This is a genomic window from Microbacterium sp. EST19A (assembly GCF_019969685.1).
Classification (GTDB): Bacteria; Actinomycetota; Actinomycetes; order Actinomycetales; family Microbacteriaceae; genus Microbacterium.
Genome location: NZ_JAHXYZ010000001.1, coordinates 1,001,392 through 1,021,836, shown reverse-complemented (window position 1 = coordinate 1,021,836; position 20,445 = coordinate 1,001,392). Strand labels below are relative to the sequence as shown.

At 70.4% G+C, this 20,445-nt stretch carries 18 protein-coding genes; 16 read left to right on the top strand and 2 right to left on the bottom strand.

The window, feature by feature from the left end; translation table 11 throughout:
- Positions 1-31 precede the first annotated feature (31 nt).
- From LC452_RS05020 to LC452_RS04985, 8 genes are all read left to right on the top strand, one after another.
- On the top strand, positions 32-1,033 hold the full coding sequence (locus tag LC452_RS05020; RefSeq protein ID WP_223622933.1) for an aldo/keto reductase: 1,002 nt from the start codon (positions 32-34) through the stop codon (positions 1,031-1,033).
- A gap of 210 nt (positions 1,034-1,243) precedes the next feature.
- The gene (solA, locus tag LC452_RS05015) at positions 1,244-2,371 is read left to right on the top strand and encodes an N-methyl-L-tryptophan oxidase (protein ID WP_223622932.1); all 1,128 of its coding nucleotides are present in this window, start codon (positions 1,244-1,246) and stop codon (positions 2,369-2,371) included.
- A gap of 175 nt (positions 2,372-2,546) precedes the next feature.
- On the top strand, positions 2,547-3,497 hold the full coding sequence (locus LC452_RS05010; protein WP_223622931.1) for an ABC transporter permease: 951 nt from the start codon (positions 2,547-2,549) through the stop codon (positions 3,495-3,497).
- Complete coding sequence (locus LC452_RS05005) at positions 3,494-4,480, top strand: ABC transporter permease (protein ID WP_223622930.1); 987 nt, start codon at positions 3,494-3,496, stop codon at positions 4,478-4,480. Before LC452_RS05010 ends, LC452_RS05005 begins: the two co-directional genes overlap by 4 nt.
- Positions 4,477-6,054, top strand: coding sequence for an ABC transporter substrate-binding protein (locus LC452_RS05000; RefSeq protein WP_223622929.1), 1,578 nt, complete (start codon positions 4,477-4,479; stop codon positions 6,052-6,054). Before LC452_RS05005 ends, LC452_RS05000 begins: the two co-directional genes overlap by 4 nt.
- 88 nt (positions 6,055-6,142) lie before the next feature.
- Positions 6,143-7,012 (top strand): ABC transporter ATP-binding protein, encoded by an 870-nt coding sequence (locus LC452_RS04995; protein WP_223622928.1) that lies wholly within the window; start codon positions 6,143-6,145, stop codon positions 7,010-7,012.
- Positions 7,009-7,782: an ATP-binding cassette domain-containing protein gene (locus LC452_RS04990; RefSeq protein WP_223622927.1), complete on the top strand. Its 774-nt coding sequence runs from the start codon at positions 7,009-7,011 to the stop codon at positions 7,780-7,782. The genes LC452_RS04995 and LC452_RS04990 overlap by 4 nt, the downstream gene beginning before the upstream one ends.
- A gap of 2 nt (positions 7,783-7,784) precedes the next feature.
- Complete coding sequence (locus tag LC452_RS04985) at positions 7,785-8,210, top strand: cupin domain-containing protein (protein ID WP_223622926.1); 426 nt, start codon at positions 7,785-7,787, stop codon at positions 8,208-8,210.
- A gap of 137 nt (positions 8,211-8,347) precedes the next feature.
- Here LC452_RS04985 and LC452_RS04980 read toward each other — a convergent pair whose 3' ends face one another.
- Complete coding sequence (locus LC452_RS04980; protein ID WP_223622925.1) at positions 8,348-10,258, bottom strand: GAF domain-containing protein; 1,911 nt, start codon at positions 10,256-10,258, stop codon at positions 8,348-8,350.
- A 33-nt stretch (positions 10,259-10,291) separates the two neighbouring features.
- A complete protein-coding gene (locus LC452_RS04975; RefSeq protein ID WP_223622924.1) occupies positions 10,292-11,140 on the bottom strand; it encodes an alpha/beta fold hydrolase in 849 nt (282 codons plus the stop codon).
- Between the two features lie 212 nt (positions 11,141-11,352).
- Here LC452_RS04975 and LC452_RS04970 point away from each other — a divergent pair, with 212 nt between their 5' ends.
- The 8 genes from LC452_RS04970 to LC452_RS04935 are packed head-to-tail and all read left to right on the top strand — an operon-like array spanning position 11,353 to position 20,426.
- A complete protein-coding gene (locus LC452_RS04970) occupies positions 11,353-12,633 on the top strand; it encodes a hydroxymethylglutaryl-CoA reductase, degradative (RefSeq protein ID WP_263293781.1) in 1,281 nt (426 codons plus the stop codon).
- The gene (locus LC452_RS04965; protein ID WP_223622922.1) at positions 12,630-13,637 is read left to right on the top strand and encodes a hydroxymethylglutaryl-CoA lyase; all 1,008 of its coding nucleotides are present in this window, start codon (positions 12,630-12,632) and stop codon (positions 13,635-13,637) included. The genes LC452_RS04970 and LC452_RS04965 overlap by 4 nt, the downstream gene beginning before the upstream one ends.
- The gene (locus tag LC452_RS04960) at positions 13,634-14,863 is read left to right on the top strand and encodes a CaiB/BaiF CoA-transferase family protein (protein ID WP_223622921.1); all 1,230 of its coding nucleotides are present in this window, start codon (positions 13,634-13,636) and stop codon (positions 14,861-14,863) included. Before LC452_RS04965 ends, LC452_RS04960 begins: the two co-directional genes overlap by 4 nt.
- Positions 14,860-15,687, top strand: coding sequence for a MaoC family dehydratase N-terminal domain-containing protein (locus tag LC452_RS04955; protein ID WP_223622920.1), 828 nt, complete (start codon positions 14,860-14,862; stop codon positions 15,685-15,687). Before LC452_RS04960 ends, LC452_RS04955 begins: the two co-directional genes overlap by 4 nt.
- Positions 15,684-16,322: an FMN-binding negative transcriptional regulator gene (locus tag LC452_RS04950; protein ID WP_223622919.1), complete on the top strand. Its 639-nt coding sequence runs from the start codon at positions 15,684-15,686 to the stop codon at positions 16,320-16,322. The genes LC452_RS04955 and LC452_RS04950 overlap by 4 nt, the downstream gene beginning before the upstream one ends.
- A complete protein-coding gene (locus tag LC452_RS04945; protein WP_223622918.1) occupies positions 16,319-17,347 on the top strand; it encodes an ornithine cyclodeaminase in 1,029 nt (342 codons plus the stop codon). Before LC452_RS04950 ends, LC452_RS04945 begins: the two co-directional genes overlap by 4 nt.
- A 24-nt stretch (positions 17,348-17,371) precedes the next feature.
- Positions 17,372-18,841, top strand: a complete 1,470-nt coding sequence (locus LC452_RS04940) for an amidohydrolase (RefSeq protein ID WP_223622917.1) — start codon at positions 17,372-17,374, stop codon at positions 18,839-18,841.
- A 7-nt stretch (positions 18,842-18,848) separates the two neighbouring features.
- Positions 18,849-20,426 carry an amidohydrolase gene (locus LC452_RS04935; RefSeq protein WP_223622916.1) on the top strand — a complete coding sequence of 526 codons (1,578 nt, stop codon included), beginning with the start codon at positions 18,849-18,851 and terminating at the stop codon, positions 20,424-20,426.
- Positions 20,427-20,445 lie beyond the last annotated feature (19 nt).

Here is a 20,445-nt window from a genome sequence, read left to right as displayed (position 1 = left end):
AGACATCCCCCATCTGCGAGAAAGCAGCGTCATGACGTATACGGCTGAGCCGACCCGGTACGACTCGATCCAGACAGCGCGCAGCGGACGGAGCGGCCTCATCCTGCCGCGCGTCTCCCTGGGCCTGTGGAACAACTTCGGAGAGGATCGCACGTTCGAGACGCAGCGCGCGATCCTGCGCCGTGCGTTCGATCTGGGCGTCTTCCACTTCGATCTGGCGAACAACTACGGCCCGCCTGCGGGGAGCGCGGAGCAGAACTACGGCCGCATCCACCAGCTCGACTTCCGTCACTACCGCGATGAGCTCGTCATCTCGACGAAGGCGGGCTACCAGATGTGGGACGGCCCGTTCGGAGAGTGGGGCTCGCGCAAGACGATGGTGGCCTCGCTGGACCAGTCGCTGCAGCGCCTGGGCCTCGAGTACGTCGACATCTACTACTCGCACCGTCCCGACCCGGAGACGCCGATCGAGGAGACCATGGGCGCGCTCGCGACCGCGGTGCGCCAGGGCAAGGCGCTCTATGTCGGCATCTCGAACTACTACACGCCGGAGGAGACGCGAGCGGCCGCAGCCGCGCTGCGCGCCGAGGGCGTGCCGCTGACCATCCACCAGCCGCGGTACAACATGTTCGACCGCCGCATCGAGGAGCTGGGCCTGCTCGACACTCTGACCGAGCTGGGGGTCGGCGCGATCGCGTTCTCTCCGCTGGATCAGGGTCTGCTCACGGACCGCTACCTGAAGGGGATCCCGAGTGATTCGCGCGCGGCGACCGGTCGCTGGATGACGGAATCGAACATCTCGGAGGCCTACCTCGAACGGGCCCGCGCTCTGAACGACATCGCCTCCTCGCGCGGACAGACGCTCGCGCAGCTCGCGATCCAGTGGGTGCTCCGCGACCCCGCCGTGACCAGTGCGCTCATCGGCGCGTCGAGCGTCGGCCAGCTGGAGGACACGCTCCGCGCCCTCGACGGCGCGCCGCTCACCGACGACGAGCTCGCGCTTCTCGACCCGCTCGCGGCGAAGCCTTCCTGAACGCGCTCGCTTCTCCGTCCCAGCCGATCGAAACCTCGTCGAAACGCATTCGACGTCTGCGTGTTCGCCGCGGCCGCAGCGCGTGCTCAACACACATTCGCACGCCGTCAACATGGGACATCGATCCATAGTCGCCGTCGCACGGCTCCCGCACACTGACAGCAGCGAGCCGGTGGTACGCGCCGGTCGCCGCGAGAGAAGCGGAGCATCATGGAGTCGTTCGAGGTGGCAGTCGTCGGAATGGGAGCGATCGGCAGTGCAGCCGCGTACCATCTCGCTCGCCGAGGCGCGAAGGTGGTGGCGTTCGAGCAGTACGAGCTCGGCCACGTGCGCGGCGCCTCTCACGACACCTCGCGGATCGTCCGCACCTCGTACGGCGCCTCGTCTTACGTGCGCCTGGCCCAGTCGGCCTACCGCGATTGGGCCGACCTCGAGCAGGAGTCGGGCGAGCGGCTGCTCACGATCACCGGCGGGGTCATCCTCATCCCGACCGACGGACCCTACTCGGCATCCGATTTCACGGTCGCGCTGACCGAATGCGGCGTCGAGCACGAGCTGCTCTCGCCGACCGAGGTGCAGGCGCGCTGGCCGCAGTTCCGGGTGCCCGAGAACGTCGAGACCGTCTACACCGCCGACACGGGCATCGCCCATGCGTCTCGGACCGTGGCGACCCTGCAGATGCGCGCTCGCGTGCACGGGGCCGACATCCGCGACCGCACCGCCGTCCTGTCGCTCACCCCGGATGCCGACGGCGTGATCGTGCACACCGCGAACGGCGACATCCGCGCCGGCAAGGTCATCGTCGCCGCCGACGCGTGGACGAACACGCTGCTCGAGCCGCTCGACGCCGCGATCCCGCTCGACATCATGCAGGAGCAGGTCACCTACTTCCACCCGGCCGAGCCGGACGACTACGACCGTTCGCGCTTCCCGGTGTGGATCTGGGAGGACGACGAGTGCTACTACGGATTCCCCACCTTCGGCGAGCCGTCGATCAAGGCCGCGCGTGACGTGTCGGAGAACCGGATGACCCCGGAGCAGCGGTCGTTCGTGCCCTCGCCCGAGCTCACCGCGCAGCTGACCGAGTTCATGGACGGCCTGATCCCCGGGAAGGGGCCGGAGCTGCGCACCGTGACCTGCCAGTACGCGCTCACCAAGGACCGTCGGTTCGTGCTGAGCGCGCTGCCGCAGCATCCCGACATCATCGTCGGCCTCGCCGCCGGACACGGCTTCAAGTTCACGCCCACACTGGGCCGGGTGCTGGCCGAACTGGCGCTGGACGGCGAGTCGACCGACGACCTCCGCGAGTTCGGTGCCGCGGATTCGATGGTCCGATGATGCGCCCCGCGGGTGGTGAAGTGACGATCGCGAGCCCGCGAGCGATCCCAGCTATGGAGGATTCACCCACCATGCGATCGATGCCCTGGAGTCCCGCACCGTATGGGCGGCGGCATCCCCTGCGTAGCGTGACCGCCATGTCACTGACGACATCCCGAAGAGGAGTGACTTCGCGATGACCCGCTACATCATCTCCCGGATCCTCTCGTCCCTCTTCGTCCTGTTCATGCTGTCGATCCTCGTGTTCTCGATGGTCCGGATCATCCCCGGCGACCCGCTGGCCGCGTTCGCGGATCCGGCCAACCCCGACCCGGCGAAGCTCGACGCGCTGCGTGTCCAGCTCGGACTCGACCAGCCGTGGATCACCCAGTACTTCGTGTGGCTGCTCGGCGTCGTCCAGGGCGACTTCGGTCGCGCGATCACCGTCCCCGGCGAGGTGTCCGCCCTCATCGCCACCCGTCTTCCCCTGAGCCTCAGCCTGGCGGTCATGGCGACCGTGATCGGCACCGCCCTCGGCATCCCCGCCGGCGTGCTCGCTGCGACGCGGTGGCGTCGCCTCCCCGACACGGCCGTGCGCGGACTCTCGTTCGTGCTTCTCGCCACGCCGCCGTTCGTGCTCGGCACCGTGCTGATCCTCGTCAACTCGCTGACCCTGCGACTTCCGCTGGTCGGCTACGCCGGCGCGGCAGGCGATCCGCTGCGGGCCTTCGGCGTGCTGCTGCTGCCGTCGTTCCTGATCGGCATCGTGCTGGCGGCGATCATCGCCCGGTACACCCGAGGAACGCTTCTCGACACGCTCGGACAGGACTTCGTCCGCACCGCCAGGGCCAAGGGCGCATCCCCGAGTCGCCTCGTCACGCGGCACGCACTGCGCAACGCCCTCATCCCCGTCACCACGGTCATCGGCATCGAGCTCGCTGCCCTCGTCGGCGGCACCGTCGTCATCGAGGCCGTGTTCTCGCTCCCCGGCATGGGCTCGCTGCTGCTGACCGGCATCCGCTCCTCCGACTATCCGATCATCCAGGCGACCGTCCTCCTCATCGGCGTCGTCTACGTCGTGATCAATTTCGCCGTCGATCTGCTCTATCCGCTGATCGACCCCAGAGTGAGGGTGCACGCACGATGACCGTCACACGAGAACTCGCCCTCGCCAACGTCGCGGGCAAGCGCCCCGCGCGCCGCCGGTTCGGGCCGGCGTTCTGGGGCGGCGCCGGCATCCTCGGCGTCATCCTGATCCTCGCCGGCTGGATGAGCTTCTGGCCGCCGTACGACCCGTTCGCCGCCTCCGGCCTGCCCCTCGGCGGACCCTCCGGCGAGCACCTCCTCGGCACCGACAACCTCGGCCGCGACACCTTCACCCGTCTCGCCCTCGCCGCCCGGACCAGCCTCGTCATCTCGGGTGCCGCGGCACTCCTCGGTGCGGTGATCGGCACGTTCTTCGGACTGATCGCCGGATACGTCGGCGGCTGGATCGACGCGGTCATCATGCGCGTCGTGGATGCCGTGCTCGCACTCCCCGCGATCCTCGTCGCCCTCGTGGTCGGCGTCGTGATCGGCAACGGCCCCTGGCCGCTGATCCTCGCGCTGGGACTGGTCTTCGCCCCCGGATTCGCCCGCGTCATGCGCGCTCCGGTCATCGCACTGCGGGAACGCGACTTCGTGCTCGCCGCCACGATCAGCGGCGTGCGCCCTGCGCGAGTCATCGCCGAGCACCTGCTGCCGAACGTGCTCACCCCGCTGTTCGTGCAGTTCGCGTCGGTCGCCTCGCAGGTGGTCCTGATCGAGGCGGCCCTCAGCTACCTCGGCCAGGGGGTGCAGGCGCCGGAGCCGTCGGCCGGTCGCATGATCAGCGAATTCACGCGGTTCATGCAGCTGCAGCCGCTGCTCATCATCCTCCCGTCGCTCGTGATCATCCTGCTGTCAGCCGCCTGGAACCTCCTCGCCGACGGCCTGCAGGACTACCTCGCGCCGCGTCGCGAGCCGGCGTTCTCGCTCGGCCGTCGCACGAAGCGCCGACCGAAGCCCACGGCATCCGACAGCTCCACCCCCTCCACGCACGACACCCGATCAGAGAAACAGCAATCCCGAACCGAGAAGAGGCCCTCATGAACAGACGACACTGGGCAGGGACGGCGGCAGCACTCGCCGTCGTGACCCTGACGATCGCCGGATGCACGTCCGGAGGCGGCGGCACCGGAGCCGACGAGCCCGCGGGCGACCCGGTCTCCGGCGGCACGCTCACCTGGGGAGTCCCGGCAGAGCCCTCCGCCGGCGGCATCGACCCGATGGTCGCCTCGGCCATCGCCGCCGAGGTCATCGACTCGATGGCGTACGACACCCTCCTCACCCGCGACGACGACAACAAGATCGAGCCGGCCCTCGCGACCGAGTACGAGCAGGTCGACGAGCTCACCTGGGTGTTCCAGCTGCGCGACGACGTCACCTTCGCCGACGGCTCGCCGTTCGACGCGGGCGACGTGGTCTACTCCTTCGAGACGCGCAAGGACGGCGGCACGAACGCCACGTACCTGAGCCTCATGGAGAGCGTCGAGGCGACCGGCGACCACGAGGTGACCTTCCACTTCAGCGCACCGGACGGCACGTTCCTCGACGCGGTCTCCGCGCGCCAGACCTTCCTCATCGTGAGCGAAGAGGGATACGGCAACGCCACCGAGGAGGAGCGCCAGACCTCGACCTTCGGTACCGGCGCCTTCCAGGTGACCGAGTGGAACCAGGGCGTCTCGGTCACGCTGGAGAAGAACGAGGACTACTGGGGCGACGAGCCCTACCTCGACGAGATCGTCTTCGAGCTGTACCCCGACGAGAACACCCTCCTCGCCGCCGTGCAGCAGGGCAGCGTGCAGGCCGCGTCGTTCATCGACGGCAGCCTCGCCCAGCAGGCGGCCTCCTCGGGCTTCACCCTCGGCGACGCGGCGTTCCGTCAGAACCTCGCCATCTACGTGAACCCGGAGTCGGGTCCGCTGGCCGACGTGAACGTGCGCCGCGCGATCTCGCTCGCCCTGGACCGCCAGGCCATCGTCGACACCGCGATGCTCGGCAACGCCGGCATCTCGTTCGTCCCGCCCGCCGGCGACCCCGGTGCCACGGACGCGACGACCCTGCCGTACCACGAGCGCGACGTCGAGGAGGCGAAGCGACTGCTCGAAGAAGCCGGTCAGCCGAACCCCGAGATCACGCTCAGCTACATGGGCGACGTGGCCGCGGCCCATCACCCGGCCTACGAGATGATGCAGCAGCAGCTCGCCGAGGCGGGCATCACGCTGAACCTCAAGTCGACGCCGCTCGCCGAGATCGCACCGATCTTCACTACGGGCGAGTCGTGGACCGACCTCGTCGCGATCCCGGGCAGCCCTCGTGCGTCGGCCGCGTTCTACCTGGAGCCGGTGCTCCTCGAAGGCGGCGTCTACAACCACTGGGACGGCAACCCCGACGCCGACAAGGCGCGCGAGCTGCTGACGGCGGCGAAGTCGGCCGCGACCCCGGAGGAGTACACCGACCTCATCACGCAGCTCGCGACCGAGGCCGCCGACCAGGCGCTCGAGTTCGTTCCTGCCGCGGTCCCGGTGTACTTCGAGGTCTGGAACAGCAACAAGCTGCACGACTACGAGAACGACGCGTTCTACTCGCGCTCCGCTCTCGACCACGCCTGGTTGTCGCAGTGACACCCCGCCCGGGCGCCGTCGTGATCATCCACGCCGGCGCCCGGGCATCCACCTCCGCCTCCGAACCAGAGAGAAAGCCGGGTCGCGCATGACCGACGACGTCGACGCCCTCCGTGTCGAAGACCTCAGCATCTCCTACGGCGCCGCGCCGCCGTCGGTCACCGGCGTCTCCCTGCGCGTGCGCAAGGGCGAGATCGTCGGCGTGATCGGCGAATCCGGCAGCGGCAAGTCCAGCATCGCGCTCGCGATGATGGGTCTGCTCCCCGACTCCGCCCGCGTGACGGCCAGCCGCATGACCGTGGCGGGCGCCGACATGCAGGACGCCACCGAACGCGACTGGGGACAGGTGCGCGGCGTGAAGGCGTCGATGGTCTTCCAGGAGCCGATGGCGGCCCTCAACCCCTGCATGCGCATCGGCGCCCAGATCGCCGAGGTGCTGCAGATCCACGGCACGGCTGACAAGAAGCAGGCCAGGGCGCGCGCCCTCAAGATCCTGCAGCTGGTGCAGATGCCGGATGCCGAGAAGCGACTGAACTACTACCCGCACCAGCTCTCCGGCGGTCAGCGTCAGCGCGTCGTGATCGCGATCGCCGTCGCCGCCGGCCCCGACCTGCTCGTGGCGGATGAGCCGACGACCGCGCTCGACGTCACGGTGCAGGCGCAGATCCTGGAGCTGATCAAGAGCCTTCGCGACGAGACCGGCATGGGCGTGCTGTTCATCAGCCACGACCTCGGCGTGATCGGGCAGCTCTGCGAACGTGTCGCGGTGATGTACCGCGGCCGGGTCGTGGAATCGGGCTCGGCGCGGCGCGTGCTGGAGGATCCGCGGCATCCGTACACCCGCGCGCTGCTGGAGAGCATCCCGCGCCCGTCGGTGCCGGTGCGGTCGCCGCTCGCGGTGATCCCGGCCCTCAACGACTTCGCCGAGGCACCCGCCGAACTGGAGGAGGCCTCATGAGCGACGACGTGCTCCGGGTGAAGAACGTCACCCAGCGCTTCGGTCACGGCGACAACGCCATGGTCGCGCTCGACGACGTGAGCCTGTCGGTTCCGCGCGGCGAGACGCTGGGCCTGGTCGGCGAGTCCGGCTCGGGCAAGAGCACGCTCGCGCGCGCCATCCTGCTCATGCGCACGCCGACCGCGGGGACGATCGAGTTCGACGGCGAGGACGTCACCGGGTTGCGGGGCCGGGCGCTGCGCACTCACCGGCGTCGCATCCAGATGGTTTTTCAGGATCCGAACGACTCGCTCGACCCGCGGTTCACCGTCGCGCGGTCGATCTCCGAGCCGCTCGTGGCCGCCGGGATCGGATCGAAGGAGCGCCGCCGTCGCCTCGCCGACGCGCTGGATCGCGTCGGACTGCCGATGGACTCGGCCGAACGCTACCCGCACGAGTTCTCGGGCGGTCAGCGCCAGCGCATCGCGATCGCCCGCGCCATGGCCGCCGAACCCGAGTTCGTCGTGCTCGACGAGCCGACATCGGCACTGGACGTCTCGGTGCAGGCACAGGTGCTGAACCTGCTCGTGCAGCTGCAGAAGGACACCGGCGTCACCTACCTGTTCATCACCCACAACCTCGCCGTCGTTCATCACCTCGCCCACCGCGTCGCGGTGATGCACCAGGGCAAGGTCGTCGAGGAGGGCACCGGCGAGCAGGTCATGAACGCTCCGGAACACCCGTACACCCGGCAGCTGCTCGAGTCCATGCCGGTGCTGTACCGGACCTGATCATGAGGATTCAGCGAGCGGGCGACAACGCCCACGACTGGGAGCTGTACGACGGCGAGGGCCGTATCGGCATCGAGTGGTACTTCAAGGAGACCTCGGCGCTGCCGATCTCGGTCATGCGGTACCACCTCGAACCCGGGGCGGAGGAGGGCCAGCATCACCACCTCGAGGGCGACCCGGACAGCTGCTCGACGAACAGCTCCCACGAGATGTACATCGTCACGCAGGGCGAGGTCGTGATCACCGCGGGTGAGGAGCGGCGGGTCCTGCGGGCGGGTGACGCCTTCTATGCCCCGGAGGGCATGCAACACGGAGTGCGCAACGAATCGGATGCCGCCGCCGAGCTCCTGCTCGTGTTCGGCCCGCGCGGTCAGCATCCGTTCTCCCAGACCGGCGCCGAGGCCTTCGACGCGGAGGCGGACCGGTAGGTCGTCAGGAGATCGCGGCCGCGGGTCGCCACGGCATCCGCTCGGGAGGAGAACTCCGTGCCGGGCTGAGGTCTGCGGCGGATTCCCCAGCCCATGGGTGCCTTCTCAGCCCATGGGTGAGTCCCGACGAGCCGCGCTCAGACCTGCGGCCCCTGCAGTCTCTCCCGCAGCTCGTCGAGGCGCACGGCGATGCCGAGGCGGAACATCCGCTCGTCGTCGCGCCAGGTCTCGCCGAGCACGTGGTCGAGGCGGTCGAGCCGCTGGAGGATCGTGTTCGTGTGGAAGTTGAGCGCCCGGGCGGTCCGGGTGGGACTGGCGTTGTTGCGCACGAACGCCCGGAGGGTGCCGAGCAGGTCGGCATTGCGCTCGGCGTCGTACTCGCGCACGGCGCCGATCGTGTCGCGGAGGAACGTCGACAAGCCCTGCGCGTCGGCGTCGAGCACGGCCGAGTAGGGGAGGAAGTCCTCGACGTGCGCCGTGAGGTCGGTCAGCTCGAGCGCGGCGAGCAGTCGGGCGGTGCGCCGAGCGGCGAGGAACGCGGCGGGCAGCGGGCCCTTCGCCGGCGGGGGCACGACGACGGCGACGGAGTCCTGGATCGCCGACGCGACCTGCGCGCGCAGCCGGTCCGGCTGGATCTCGCCCCGCCCGCCCGAGTACGCGGCCACGACGAAGCCGCGGTACTCGCCGACCAGCGCCCGGTCGTCGAGCTGTCGTATGACCGCGCGCCCTGCGGGGGTCTGCTGGTCGCCGGCGACCGACAGCAGGAGCAGCGAGTCGAGCGCGCCGAGGTCGACGCCGAGCCTTCGGGCGCGACGTTCGACGTCGGAGCGGCGCTCCGGCACGTCGTCGAGGATGTCGGCGATCAGCTCGCTGCGCACGCGATGATCCGCACCGGATGCCGCCTCCTGCTGCAGCTCCAGCAGTGCGCCGACCTGTGCGGCGCGCTCGATCGTGCGCAGGTCGACGGCCCCGAGCTCGAAGTCGCCGTCACCCAGGAGCAGCGCACCGAAGTGCCGGTTGCCGGCGGTGAGGGCCGACACCGCCCGCACGCCCTGACCCGCGACGGGGACGGCATGGCCGTGCCGCCGGCTCTCCGCGAGGGCGTCGCGCACCGGCTCGTCGAGGGACAGCATGCCGGGGGCGAGGGGGAGTCCGGCCGCGGCGATCACGTTCTCCTGCGCGTCGATGATCGCGACAGCGCGCCCGAGAGCCGAGGCGAGGGTCTCGGCCACCGGGCCGAATCCGCCACCGGCGAGCACGGCCTGCACCAGCTCCTGGTGCACCGTGTTGGCGCGGTCGCGTTCGACGAGGTGGGCGGTCAGACTCTCGAGGGTGCGGCGGCTGGCGTCTTCGGAGAGCTGCAGATCGCGCAGGGTCTGCGTCGTCTGCAGGATGACCGACGCGTGGTCGGCGACCGCCGAGAGCAGGGCGACCTCCTCGGGGGAGAAGCTCTTCTTCTCGCGGTTCGCCACGAACAGCACGCCGAGCACATCGTCGCTGGTCAGCATCGGCACGCCGAGCAGCGAGACCAGGCCCTCGGCCGAGACGGCGTCGTCGATTCCCGCGTCGTGGCGGTCCGCGGCATACGCGGTGTAGTCGGCGACCCAGTGCGCGGTGCGCGACTCGACCACGACGCTGGCGAGTCCCCGACCCGGAGGCACGCGGAGCGTCTGGAACGACGCGCTCACTGAACCGCTGGTCTCGCGTACCCGCAGCTCGCGGCTGTCGGTGTCGAACTCCGACAGGTAGGCCAGGTCGACGCCCATCATCTCCCGGGCGCGCTGCACGAGACGCGCGAGCACCGCGTCGCTGTCGCGCAGCTCGGCCAGCTCCCTGGCGCTCGAGAACAGCGCGGTCAGCTCGTGCTCGCGACGGCGCAGCCGCGAGAGCTCGCGCTGCGCACGCCCCACCCGTTCGGCGAGCGCCGTGGCCTCAGCATCCGCCGCCCCGAGCTGCCGCAGCGCATCGCTGACCGCGGTCGGTCCGACCAGCTCGGGATCGTACGCCGCGTCGAGCAGCGCAGCGATCGCTTCGGTGTCCTCGGGCATCACATCACTGTACGGCGCGACGTCGGTCGGGCGTCAGCGCCCCTCGTCCGCTCGGGCCGCGGTCCTCAGGAGGGCTGCGGCCAGATCGGGCCACAGCTCGTGCGGGATGAGGTGGCCCATGTCGGCGTGCACCTGCAGCTCTGCCCCGGGGATCGCCTCGGCGATGTCGACGGCCGATGCCCAGTGCAGCACGTCGTCTTCGCGCCCGTGGAAGACGACGGTCGGCGCGGTCACCGCCTTCAGTGCCTCGAGCCGCTCCGGCGCGCGGCGCAGCGCGGCCCATTGCCGCGCGAAGCCCTCGGGGTGGTACCCGCGGTCGTACGCCTCGCCCGCCGCCGCCCGATGCCATTCGACCTGCGGGTCGTAGGCGCCGAGCCGGGTCGACTCTGCGTACAGCGCCGCGAACTCCACCGCCTGCTCGCGCGAGACGCGCACGGGAGGCGCACTGAGCTCGGCGCGCTCGTCGTGCAGCACGTAGCGCGGGGACTGGCCGGGGATGGTCGACAGCAGCCCGAGGCTGCGGATGCGCTCCGGATGCCGGATCGCGAGCATCTGCGCCATCATCCCGCCCATCGAATGACCGGCGACGTGCGCCGCGTCGACGCTCAGCTCGTCGAGGACCCGCAGAACGTCCTCCGCCATGTCGGACAGGTCGTAGCCGCCGTCGACGTCGTCCTCGCCGCCGAAGAGCTGCGAGAACCCGGTGTCGCGATTGTCGAAGCGCACCACGCGCAGCCCACCGGCGGTCAGCATCCCGATGAACCGCTCGTCCCAGGAGAGCATTTGGGCCCCTCCGCCGGAGACGAGGACCAGCACGGGAGCGTCGGCGTCGCCGAACACCTCGTAGTACAGACGCACGTCGGCTGAGTCGGTGTAGGGCATCGGATCTCCTCACGCACAGCGGACGAGAGAGTCCGCACCCCGGGATGTGCTGCGAGTCTAGGTCGGTCGCGCGCCCAGACGGATGTGTCATCCGCCCACAGCGAGCCGCAGGCGATGAGCTTTCCATCCATCGTCGCTCGCTCGGACCGCTCCTAGTGTCGTCCTTGACCACAGCGCCGAGGACCCGGCCGCTGTCAGGAAAGAAGGTGGCGATGTCGATCAACAGCCGAATCTCTGGTCTGCGCGACCACACTCCCGACGAGCGGCTGACGCTCGTCGCGCAGAGCGCCGACCTCGACCCGGACGTGCTCGACGCCCTCCGGCCCGACAGCGGGCTCTCGCTCGCCCAGGCCGATCACATGATCGAGAACGTGGTCGGCATGATCGGCATCCCGATCGGCGTGGCCACGAACTTCACGATCGACGGCCAGGATCGCCTGATCCCCATGGCCACCGAGGAGCCCAGCGTCGTCGCCGCCGCCTCCAACGCCGCACGCATGGCGCGGCAGCACGGCGGCTTCACCACCTCGTACACCGGTGACGTGATGATCGCCCAGATCCAGGTGCTCGACGCCGTCGACCCGCACGGCACCCGCTTCGCCCTGCTCGAGGCGAAGGACGAGCTGCTGGCACTCGCGAACGAGCAGGACCCGATGCTCGTGTCGCTCGGCGGCGGCGCCTTCGACATCTCGGTCCGCGTGCTCCCGACCCGCGCGGGCGTGCAGGTCATCCTGCACCTGCACGTCGACGTGCGCGACGCCATGGGCGCCAACGCCGTGAACACGATGGCCGAGGCGATCGCCCCCCGCATCGCCGAGGTCGCCGGCACCCGCACGCTGCTGCGCATCCTGACCAACAAGGCCGAGCTCCGCCTCACCCGTGCGCGGGCCGTCTTCGACGCCGAACTGCTGGGCGGGGCGCAGGTGGTCGACGACATCGTCGCCGCGAGCGCCTTCGCCGAGGCCGACCCCTACCGCGCGGCCACGCACAACAAGGGCATCATGAACGGCATCACCGCCGTCGTGCTCGCCACCGGCAACGACACGCGCGCGGTCGAGTCGGGCTGCCACTCGCACGCCGCCCGCACCGGCCGGTACGCGGCGCTGTCGCAGTTCGAGAAGGATGCCGACGGCAACCTCGTCGGCACGCTCGAGGTCCCCCTCGCGGTCGGCCTCGTCGGCGGCGCGACCCGCGCCCACCCCACGGCCCAGGCGTCGGTGAAGCTGCTCGGCGTGCAGACGGCCAGAGAGCTCGCCAGCGTGATCGCGGCCGTCGGCCTCGCGCAGAACCTCGCCGCCTGCCGCGCGCTCGCCGCGGAAGGCATCCAGCGCGGGCACATGACCCTGCACGCCCGCACGATCGCCGCGAGCGCCGGCGCCGAGGTCGATGAGATCGGCGCGGTCGCGGCGCGCATCGTCGCCGAGCGCCGCATCCGCGTGGAGTACGCCCGGGAGGTGCTCGCGGAGCTGCGCGCGGGCGGGGCGAGCGCATGAGCGCTCCCGCCCCGAAGGTGATCCGCCAGGACGGCCTTCCCACTCGGGTGACCGTGTTCGAGGTGGGGCCCCGCGACGGGCTGCAGGCCGAGACCGACATCATCCCCGCCGACATCAAGACGCAGCTCTGCCGCCGGCTGTACGCCGCGGGCAGCCGTGATCTCGAGGTCACGAGCTTCGTGCCCCCGAACTGGATCCCGCAGCTCGCCGATGCCGAGGAGGTCGTCGCCGGTCTCGAGGTGCCCGCGGGCGCCCGCGCCGTCGGCCTCGTGCCGAACCTCCGCGGACTGCAGCGCGCGATCGATGCCGGCATCCGTGAGGTGTCGGTCGTCGTCAGCGCCACCGAGTCGTTCGCGCAGGCGAATCTCAACACCACGCGGGCGGGCGCGATCGAGCGCGCCGTCGAGGTCATCGCCACGGCGACCGCGCAGGGCATCCCGGTGCGCGGCTACGTCTCGATGGCATTCGGCGACCCGTGGGAGGGCGCCGTCGACACGGATGCCGTGATCGAGGCGGCCTCGGCCCTCCACCAGGCCGGCAGCCGCACGATCGCCCTCAGCGACACGATCGGCGTCGCGACGCCGGGGCACACGGTGGGGATCATCGAGGAGGCACTCGCCGTCGGCATCCCGGTCTCTGACATCGCCCTGCACCTGCACGACACGTACGGACAGTCGCTCGCCAACGTGCACGCCGCCCTGCAGCTCGGGGTCGCCGAGTTCGACGCGTCCGTCGGCGGACTCGGCCGCTGCCCGTACGCGAAGGGCGCGACCGGTAACCTCGCCACAGAGGACCTCGTGTGGATGCTGCACGGGCTCGGCATCGAGACCGGACTCGATCTCGGCGCCCTGGCCGCGACCACGCTCTGGCTCTCGCGCATCCGCAATGTGCGTCCCGCCTCGAACGTCGCCCGTGCGTTCGCCGCCGCGGGAATCGACAGCATCGGCATCGACGCCCCCGAATCCGTCGCCCCTCAACCCGCCCAGGAGGTCACGCCCACATGATCGACACCACGCTCCCCGCTCCCGGTGCGCTCGCCGGGGTCACCGTGATCGATCTGTCGCGCGTGCTCGCCGGCCCCTACGCCGCGCAGATGCTCGCCGACCTCGGCGCGACCGTGATCAAGGTCGAGAACCCGCGGGATCCGGACGTGTCGCGTGGCTTCCCGCCGTACCTGACCGACGGCGACGAGGAGTTCAGCGCCTACTACGCCCAGTACAACCGCGGGAAGCTCGGCATGGGCCTCGACCTCGCCACCCCCGAGGGCAAGGAGGTGCTGAAGGACCTGGTCCGCGGCGCCGATGTGCTGGTCGAGAACTTCCGCCCCGGCACGATGGAGAAGCTCGGCGTCGGCTACGAGGTGCTGCGCGAGGTCAACCCGCGCCTCGTCTACACCGCGATCTCCGGCTACGGCCGCACCGGATCGCGCAGCAAGCGCCCCGCGTTCGACAACACCGCGCAGGCGGCTGGCGGCATCTGGTCGATGAACGGCTACGCCGAGCATCCGCCGGTCCGTGTCGGCGTCACGATCGGCGACCTCTCGGCCACCCTGTTCGCGGTCGTCGGCACGCTCGCCGCCCTGCGCCATGCCGAGGCGACCGGCGAGGGCCAGGTCGTCGACGTCGCGCAGGTCGACAGCATCGTCGCTCTGACCGAGACGGCTGTCGTCGACTACACGGTCAACGGCACGGTGGCGTCGCCGCAGGGCAACGCGCACGCCTGGGTGCGTCCGTACGAGCTCTTCGACTGCGCCGACGGGCAGGTCTTCTTCGGGGCGTACACCGACAAGCTCTGGAACGCGAGCTGCGACCTGTTCGGCACGCCCGAGCACAAGGACGACCCCGAGATCGACACCATGCGCAAGCGGTTCGAGGAGGACGTGTACGAGCGCCGGGTCAAGCCGATCGTCGCGGGCTGGCTCGCCTCGCGCACCAAGAAGGAGCTCGAGGATCTCGCCGGCGACGTCGTGCCGCTCACCGCGGTGAAGACGATCGGCGAGGTCGTCGAGGACCCGGGCACCGCCGAGCGCGACATGATCGTCGAGGCCGACTACGGCGACCTGGGCGTGCTGCGCATGTTCGGGCAGCCGATCAAGCTGTCGGCGACGCCTGCGACACCGGCTCGCACGGCCAACCGCTTCGCGGAGCACGCCGACCGGGTGCTCACCGAGTTCGCCGGCTACGACGCCGCGCGCATCGCCGAGCTGCGTGCCGCGGGAGCGCTGCCGTGAGCGAGCTGCGCACCGAGCGGATCGCGGCATCCACCGTCGAGGCGTACCGCGGCACCTTCGCGGCCGACGACCCGGCTCTCACCGACGGCGACACGCTGCCGGCCGGCTGGGAGGGCGTGTTCTTCCCGTTCGACGCGGTGCTCGCCGATCTCCGTCCCGACGGGACCCCCGCTCGCGACGGCATCATCCCCGAGATCGATCTGCCGCGCCGGATGTACGCCGGCGAGACGACCGAGTTCCTGCGCCCGCTTCATCTGGGCGAAGAGGTGACGCGAACGGCATCCCTCGGGAGCGTCGTGGAGAAGAACGGCTCCCGCGGACGTCTGGTGTTCGTCGACGTGGAGCGCGAGTACGCGGTCGACGACGAGCCCGCCGTGCGCACCGTCTGGCACGACGTCTTCCTCGAGGCGGCCGATCCGGATGCTCCGGCGCGCGCACCCCGGCCCGATCCGGCCGTCGTGGCCGAGGCCGACTGGCAGGAGGAGCTCACGCTCGACGCCCGGCAGCTGTTCCGGTTCTCGGCGCTGACCTTCAACACGCATCTCATCCACTACGACCGTGCCTGGGCGCGCGAGGTGGAAGGGCTGCCCGATCTGCTCGTGCACGGCCCGCTCACGCGCATCCTGCTGATGGATGCCGCGCGGCGGAACGCCCCAGGACGCGTGCCCGTGCGCCTCGACCTGCGGGCGATCGCGCCCGTGCTCGTCGACCTCCCCCTGCGGATCGTGGGTCGCACGACCGGGGACTCGACTCGGGTGACCGCGGTCGATCCAGATGACGTGGTGCTCGCGACCGCCGACATCGACTGGCGGAAGACCTCATGAGGCACACCCCCGACTACGTGCTCGACGACGTCGAGGCGATCCGCGCCCTCGTGCGCGAGAACCCGTGGGCGACGATCGTGAGCCACGTGCCCGGCCAGGGCCTGGTCGCGTCGCACTACCCGATGCTGCTCGATGAGGATGCCGACGGCATCGTGCTCCTGAGCCATGTCGGCCGACCCGACGAACGGCTGCACCGGCTCGGCGAGCACGAGGTGATGGTGATCATCTACGGGCCGCAGGGCTATGTCTCGCCCGGTTGGTACGACGTGTCGCCGGCCGTGCCGACCTGGGACTTCGCGGTCGCGCATCTGCACGGCACTCCCGAGATCCTCTCCGACGAGGAGAACCTGCAGGTGCTGGACCGGCTCGTCGCGTGGTTCGAGAGCCCGCTGCCGGAACCGTTCCTCATGCACCGCACACTCGAGAACACCGCCTACGCCGAGCGGATCGTGCACGGCACGGTCGGCTTCCGCCTGCGCGTCGACCGGTTCGAGGCAAAGGACAAGATGAGCCAGGACAAGCCCGCCGAGGTGATCGCCAAGATCATAGAAGCGCTGCGGCGGCCCGGCCCCTATGAGAACCCGAAGCTCGCCGATCGCATCGCGAGCACCAATGGACAGGAGGTGACGGCATGACCGCATTCGTGGGAGTCGCCGACATGGTGGAGTGGATCTCGCGTCGCGGCGCCGAGCGGATCATGACCGAGATGGCCGACACGATCGAGGACGACTTCCGTCGCTGGGAGTCCTTCGACAAGAGCGAGCGCGTCGCCAATCACACCCCGTTCGGTGTGATCGAGCTCATGCCGATCAGCGATCCCGACATCTACGCGTTCAAGTACGTCAACGGTCACCCGTTCAATCCGGGCCGCGGCTACCAGACCGTCACGGCGTTCGGCGTGCTCGCCGACGTGCACAACGGCTACCCGGTGTTCCTCGCCGAGATGACGCTGCTCACCGCGCTGCGCACCGCGGCGACCTCGGCCATGGTCGCCCGCCGCCTCGCACGCCCCGAGTCGAGCACGATGGCGATGATCGGTGCGGGCAGCCAGGCCGAGTTCCAGGCGCTGGCGTTCCGCGGCGTGCTCGGCATCTCACGGCTGCGCATCTACGACGTCGACCCCGCGGCATCCGAGAAGTTCGTCCGCAACCTCGGCTCGCGCGGCTTCGACATCACGGTCTGCGGCTCGGCGTCGGAGGCGGCATCCGGTGCCGACATCGTCACGACCTGCACGGCCGACAAGGCGGTGGCCCAGGTGCTGACCGATGCCGACGTCACCCCGGGCATGCACATCAACACGATCGGCGGCGACTGCCCGGGCAAGACCGAGCTCGACCCGCGCATCCTCGATCGAGGACCGGTCTTCGTCGAGTACACGCCGCAGACCCGTGTCGAAGGCGAGATCCAGAACGTCGCCCCCGACTTCCCAGTGACGGAGTTCTGGCAGGTGCTCGCCGGTCTCGCACCGGGACGCACCTCGGCCGATCAGGTCACGATCTTCGACTCGGTCGGCTTCGCCATCGAGGACTTCTCGGCGCTGCGGCACCTGCGGGCGGACCTCGCCGGCAGTGGCCTCGACACCGAGATCGACCTCGTCGCGGCGCCCGAGGACCCGAAGGATCTCTTCGGCTTCGCGCACTCGCCCGTCCCCGCCCTCTGAACCGCGCTTCCTGATCGGAGCATCATGACCGAAACCGTGACCCTGACCGGAGCGCGCCCGTTCGACGGCGGCGAGCCCGTCGACCTCGTGCTGCGCGACGGGATCATCGCGTCGATCGCCCCGGCCGGTGCGGCTGCGGCCGAGGGTGAGATCGTGGACGCCGACGGGCGGTTCATCGGCCCGGGGTTCTGGGACGCGCACGTGCACTTCACGCAGCACGTGATCCGTCGCCGTCGTGTCGATCTGACGGAGACCCGCAGTGCGGCCGACGTGCTCGATGTCGTGCGGCGGGCGCGGGCGGGTGGTGCGCCGCTGAGCGACGGGATGCTGATGGGGTACGGGTTCCGCGACGGACTGTGGCCCGTGCCCGCCTCGCTCGACGCCCTCGACGCGGTCGTGTCCGATGTCCCGGTCGTGCTGGTGAGCGGTGACCTGCACTGCGGGTGGATGAACCGCGCGGCCGAACGGCGGTTCGGTCTCGCGCTCGATGAGACCGGGTTGCTGCGCGAGGGTCCCTGGATCCAGCTGATGCACTCGTTCGACGAGGTATCCGCGCTCCCGGCCGACGCCTATCGTGAGGCCGCCGATGCCGCCGCGGCGCGAGGCGTCGTCGGCATCGTGGAGTACGAGAACACCGACAACGTCGCCGAGTGGTCGAAGCGGACGGCGAACGGACTCGCCAGCCTCCGCGCCGACATCGCGGTGTGGCCGGATCGGCTCGAGTCGGTCATCGCCGACGGCCGCCGCACGGGTGACGTGGTCGACGCGCAGGGGCTCGTCACCTTCGGCCGTCTCAAGGTCGTGGTCGACGGCTCGCTGAACACCCGTACGGCATGGTGCTGGGACCCGTATCCGGGGATGGATCCGGGCCACCCGCACGCGTGCGGGATGGAGAGCGTGCCGATCCCGGAACTGCGTCGCCTGCTTGAGCGCGCGCGGGGTGCCGGGATCGAGGCCGCCGTCCATGCGATCGGCGACCGCGCCAACACCGAGGTGCTCGACACCTTCGAGGCGCTCGGGATGAAGGGCGTGATCGAGCACGCCCAGCTCGTGCGCGACGAGGACTTCGCCCGCTTCGCCGCTCTGGAGTTGATCGCGAGCGTGCAGCCCGAGCACGCGATGGACGACCGCGACGTCGCCGACCGGCATTGGGCCGGCCGCACCGGTCGCGCCTTCGCGTTCGGATCCCTGCACCGCTCCGGTGCGGCGCTGCGCCTCGGTTCGGACGCCCCCGTCGCTCCGCTCGACCCGTGGGTCTCGCTGAGCGCCGCGACCGCCCGCAGTCGGGGCGACCGTGAGGCCTGGCATCCCGAGCAGCGTCTGCCGCTCGACGTCGCGCTCGCGGCATCCGTCCGCACCTCGCTGGCCGTCGGCCAGCCGGCCGACCTCGTGCTCACCGACCGCGACCCGTACGCGAGCGACCGCGATGAACTGCGCACGATGCCCGTCGCGGCCACCCTGCTCGGCGGACGATTCACCTGGCGAACGATCTGAGGACGGCATGACGACCTTCACCAACGGCCGGGTGTTCACCGGCGAGTCCGAGACGGCGTTCGCCTCGGCGTTCCGGATCGCCGACGGCCTCATCGACTGGCTCGGCGATTCCGCCGACGTCACCGATCCGGATGCCGTCGACCTGGGCGGACGCACCGTGCTGCCCGGACTCCTCGACAGTCACACGCATCCCGCGCTCCTGGCCGGGACTGCGGCGGCGGCCGAGTGCTTCCCGCCCGCGGTCATGTCGCCCGACGACCTCGTCACCGTGCTCGAGCGGCACGCCTCCTCTCTCGCCGACCCGAAGGCGTGGGTGCTCGGCCGTGGATTCGACGACACGAAGTTCCCCGAGGGGCGGATGCCGACGGCCGAAGACCTCGATCGTGTGAGCACCGAACGTCCGGTGCTGGTGTGGCGCTGCGACGCCCACTCCGCCGTGTGCAACACGAAGGCTCTCGAAGTCGCGGGTATCACCGCCGACACGGTCGACCCGGAGGGCGCCCGCTTCGAGCGCGACGCCGTCGGGAAGCCGAACGGGGTGCTGACCGAGCTCGCCGCGGTCGACGCGGTGACCCGGTTCATCCCCGCGCCCACACGCGAGGACCAGCTCGCGGCGATCCTATCGATCGGCGAAGAGCTCGCCTCGCGCGGCATCGTCGCGGTGTGCGACCTGCTGTCGTCGCGCATCGATCAGCCTCTGGCGACATTCCGCGCGGCGGTCGAGCGCGGACTTCGCACGCAGGTCGCACTGTACCCGGGGTGGGATCCGGCGGCGCCGCTCGCCGACCTGTCTCCCGGCGACCGCGAGGGGCAGATCCGAATCGCCGGAGTGAAGGTCGTGCTCGACGGCGCCTACTCCAACCGCACCGCGTGGGTGCACGAGGCCTATCCCGACTCATGCGATCACGGGCTGCGACTGGTCGACGACGCCGACGTGCTCGCGGCCGGCGACTGGGCGCGACGCAACGGAGTGCAGCTCGCCGTGCACGCCATGGGCGACCGGGCTCTCGACCGGGTCGTCGAGCTCTTCGCGGACGCGGAGCCGTGGCTCGACGGCATCCCCTCGGTGCGCATCGAGCACGCCACGATCGTGAGCGACGCGTATCTCGCACGCCTCACCTCGGCGCGCATGTCGTTCGGCATCGCGACGCACACGGTGTTCTTCTTCGCCGAGTACGACGGCTACGAGAAGGCGCTGCGCGTCGAGCAGGTGCCCGATGCGTATCCGATCGCCCGGCTGTACGCCGGACTCGGCCCGCTCGCGCTGTCGTCGGACCGGCCCGCCACGGCATGGAGCGGGGCCGACGACGTGATGCTCTCGGTCGAGGCCGCCGTGCGCCGCCGCACGTACAACGGCATCGAGTTCGGCGCCGAAGCCGCGATCACGGTCGCCCAGGCCCTGCTGCTGTACACCTCACGTGCGGCGACGCTCTCGCCGCTGACCGGCGTCGGCACTCTCGCGCCGGGGTGCGACGGCAGCTTCGCCGTGCTCGATCGCGACGTCTTCACCGTGCCCGACGACGAGATCGCCGCCGTGCGCGTCGCCGAGACCTGGGTGCGTGGCGAGCGGGTGTTCCTGCGGTGACTCGCTGATGGGCTGAGTT

What these genes read in the sequence shown, in the direction of transcription:
- LC452_RS04995 (WP_223622928.1), top strand. Translation starts at nt 6,143, where the DNA reads ATGACCGACGACGTCGACGCCCTCCGTGTCGAAGACCTCAGCATCTCC.
- LC452_RS04980 (WP_223622925.1), bottom strand. Translation starts at nt 10,258, where the DNA reads ATGCCCGAGGACACCGAAGCGATCGCTGCGCTGCTCGACGCGGCGTAC.
- LC452_RS04935 (WP_223622916.1), top strand. Translation starts at nt 18,849, where the DNA reads ATGACGACCTTCACCAACGGCCGGGTGTTCACCGGCGAGTCCGAGACG.
- LC452_RS05010 (WP_223622931.1), top strand. Translation starts at nt 2,547, where the DNA reads ATGACCCGCTACATCATCTCCCGGATCCTCTCGTCCCTCTTCGTCCTG.
- LC452_RS04940 (WP_223622917.1), top strand. Translation starts at nt 17,372, where the DNA reads ATGACCGAAACCGTGACCCTGACCGGAGCGCGCCCGTTCGACGGCGGC.
- LC452_RS04965 (WP_223622922.1), top strand. Translation starts at nt 12,630, where the DNA reads ATGAGCGCTCCCGCCCCGAAGGTGATCCGCCAGGACGGCCTTCCCACT.
- LC452_RS04990 (WP_223622927.1), top strand. Translation starts at nt 7,009, where the DNA reads ATGAGCGACGACGTGCTCCGGGTGAAGAACGTCACCCAGCGCTTCGGT.
- LC452_RS05005 (WP_223622930.1), top strand. Translation starts at nt 3,494, where the DNA reads ATGACCGTCACACGAGAACTCGCCCTCGCCAACGTCGCGGGCAAGCGC.
- LC452_RS04985 (WP_223622926.1), top strand. Translation starts at nt 7,785, where the DNA reads ATGAGGATTCAGCGAGCGGGCGACAACGCCCACGACTGGGAGCTGTAC.
- LC452_RS04975 (WP_223622924.1), bottom strand. Translation starts at nt 11,140, where the DNA reads ATGCCCTACACCGACTCAGCCGACGTGCGTCTGTACTACGAGGTGTTC.
- LC452_RS04945 (WP_223622918.1), top strand. Translation starts at nt 16,319, where the DNA reads ATGACCGCATTCGTGGGAGTCGCCGACATGGTGGAGTGGATCTCGCGT.
- LC452_RS05020 (WP_223622933.1), top strand. Translation starts at nt 32, where the DNA reads ATGACGTATACGGCTGAGCCGACCCGGTACGACTCGATCCAGACAGCG.
- LC452_RS04960 (WP_223622921.1), top strand. Translation starts at nt 13,634, where the DNA reads ATGATCGACACCACGCTCCCCGCTCCCGGTGCGCTCGCCGGGGTCACC.
- LC452_RS04970 (WP_263293781.1), top strand. Translation starts at nt 11,353, where the DNA reads ATGTCGATCAACAGCCGAATCTCTGGTCTGCGCGACCACACTCCCGAC.
- solA (WP_223622932.1), top strand. Translation starts at nt 1,244, where the DNA reads ATGGAGTCGTTCGAGGTGGCAGTCGTCGGAATGGGAGCGATCGGCAGT.
- LC452_RS04950 (WP_223622919.1), top strand. Translation starts at nt 15,684, where the DNA reads ATGAGGCACACCCCCGACTACGTGCTCGACGACGTCGAGGCGATCCGC.
- LC452_RS05000 (WP_223622929.1), top strand. Translation starts at nt 4,477, where the DNA reads ATGAACAGACGACACTGGGCAGGGACGGCGGCAGCACTCGCCGTCGTG.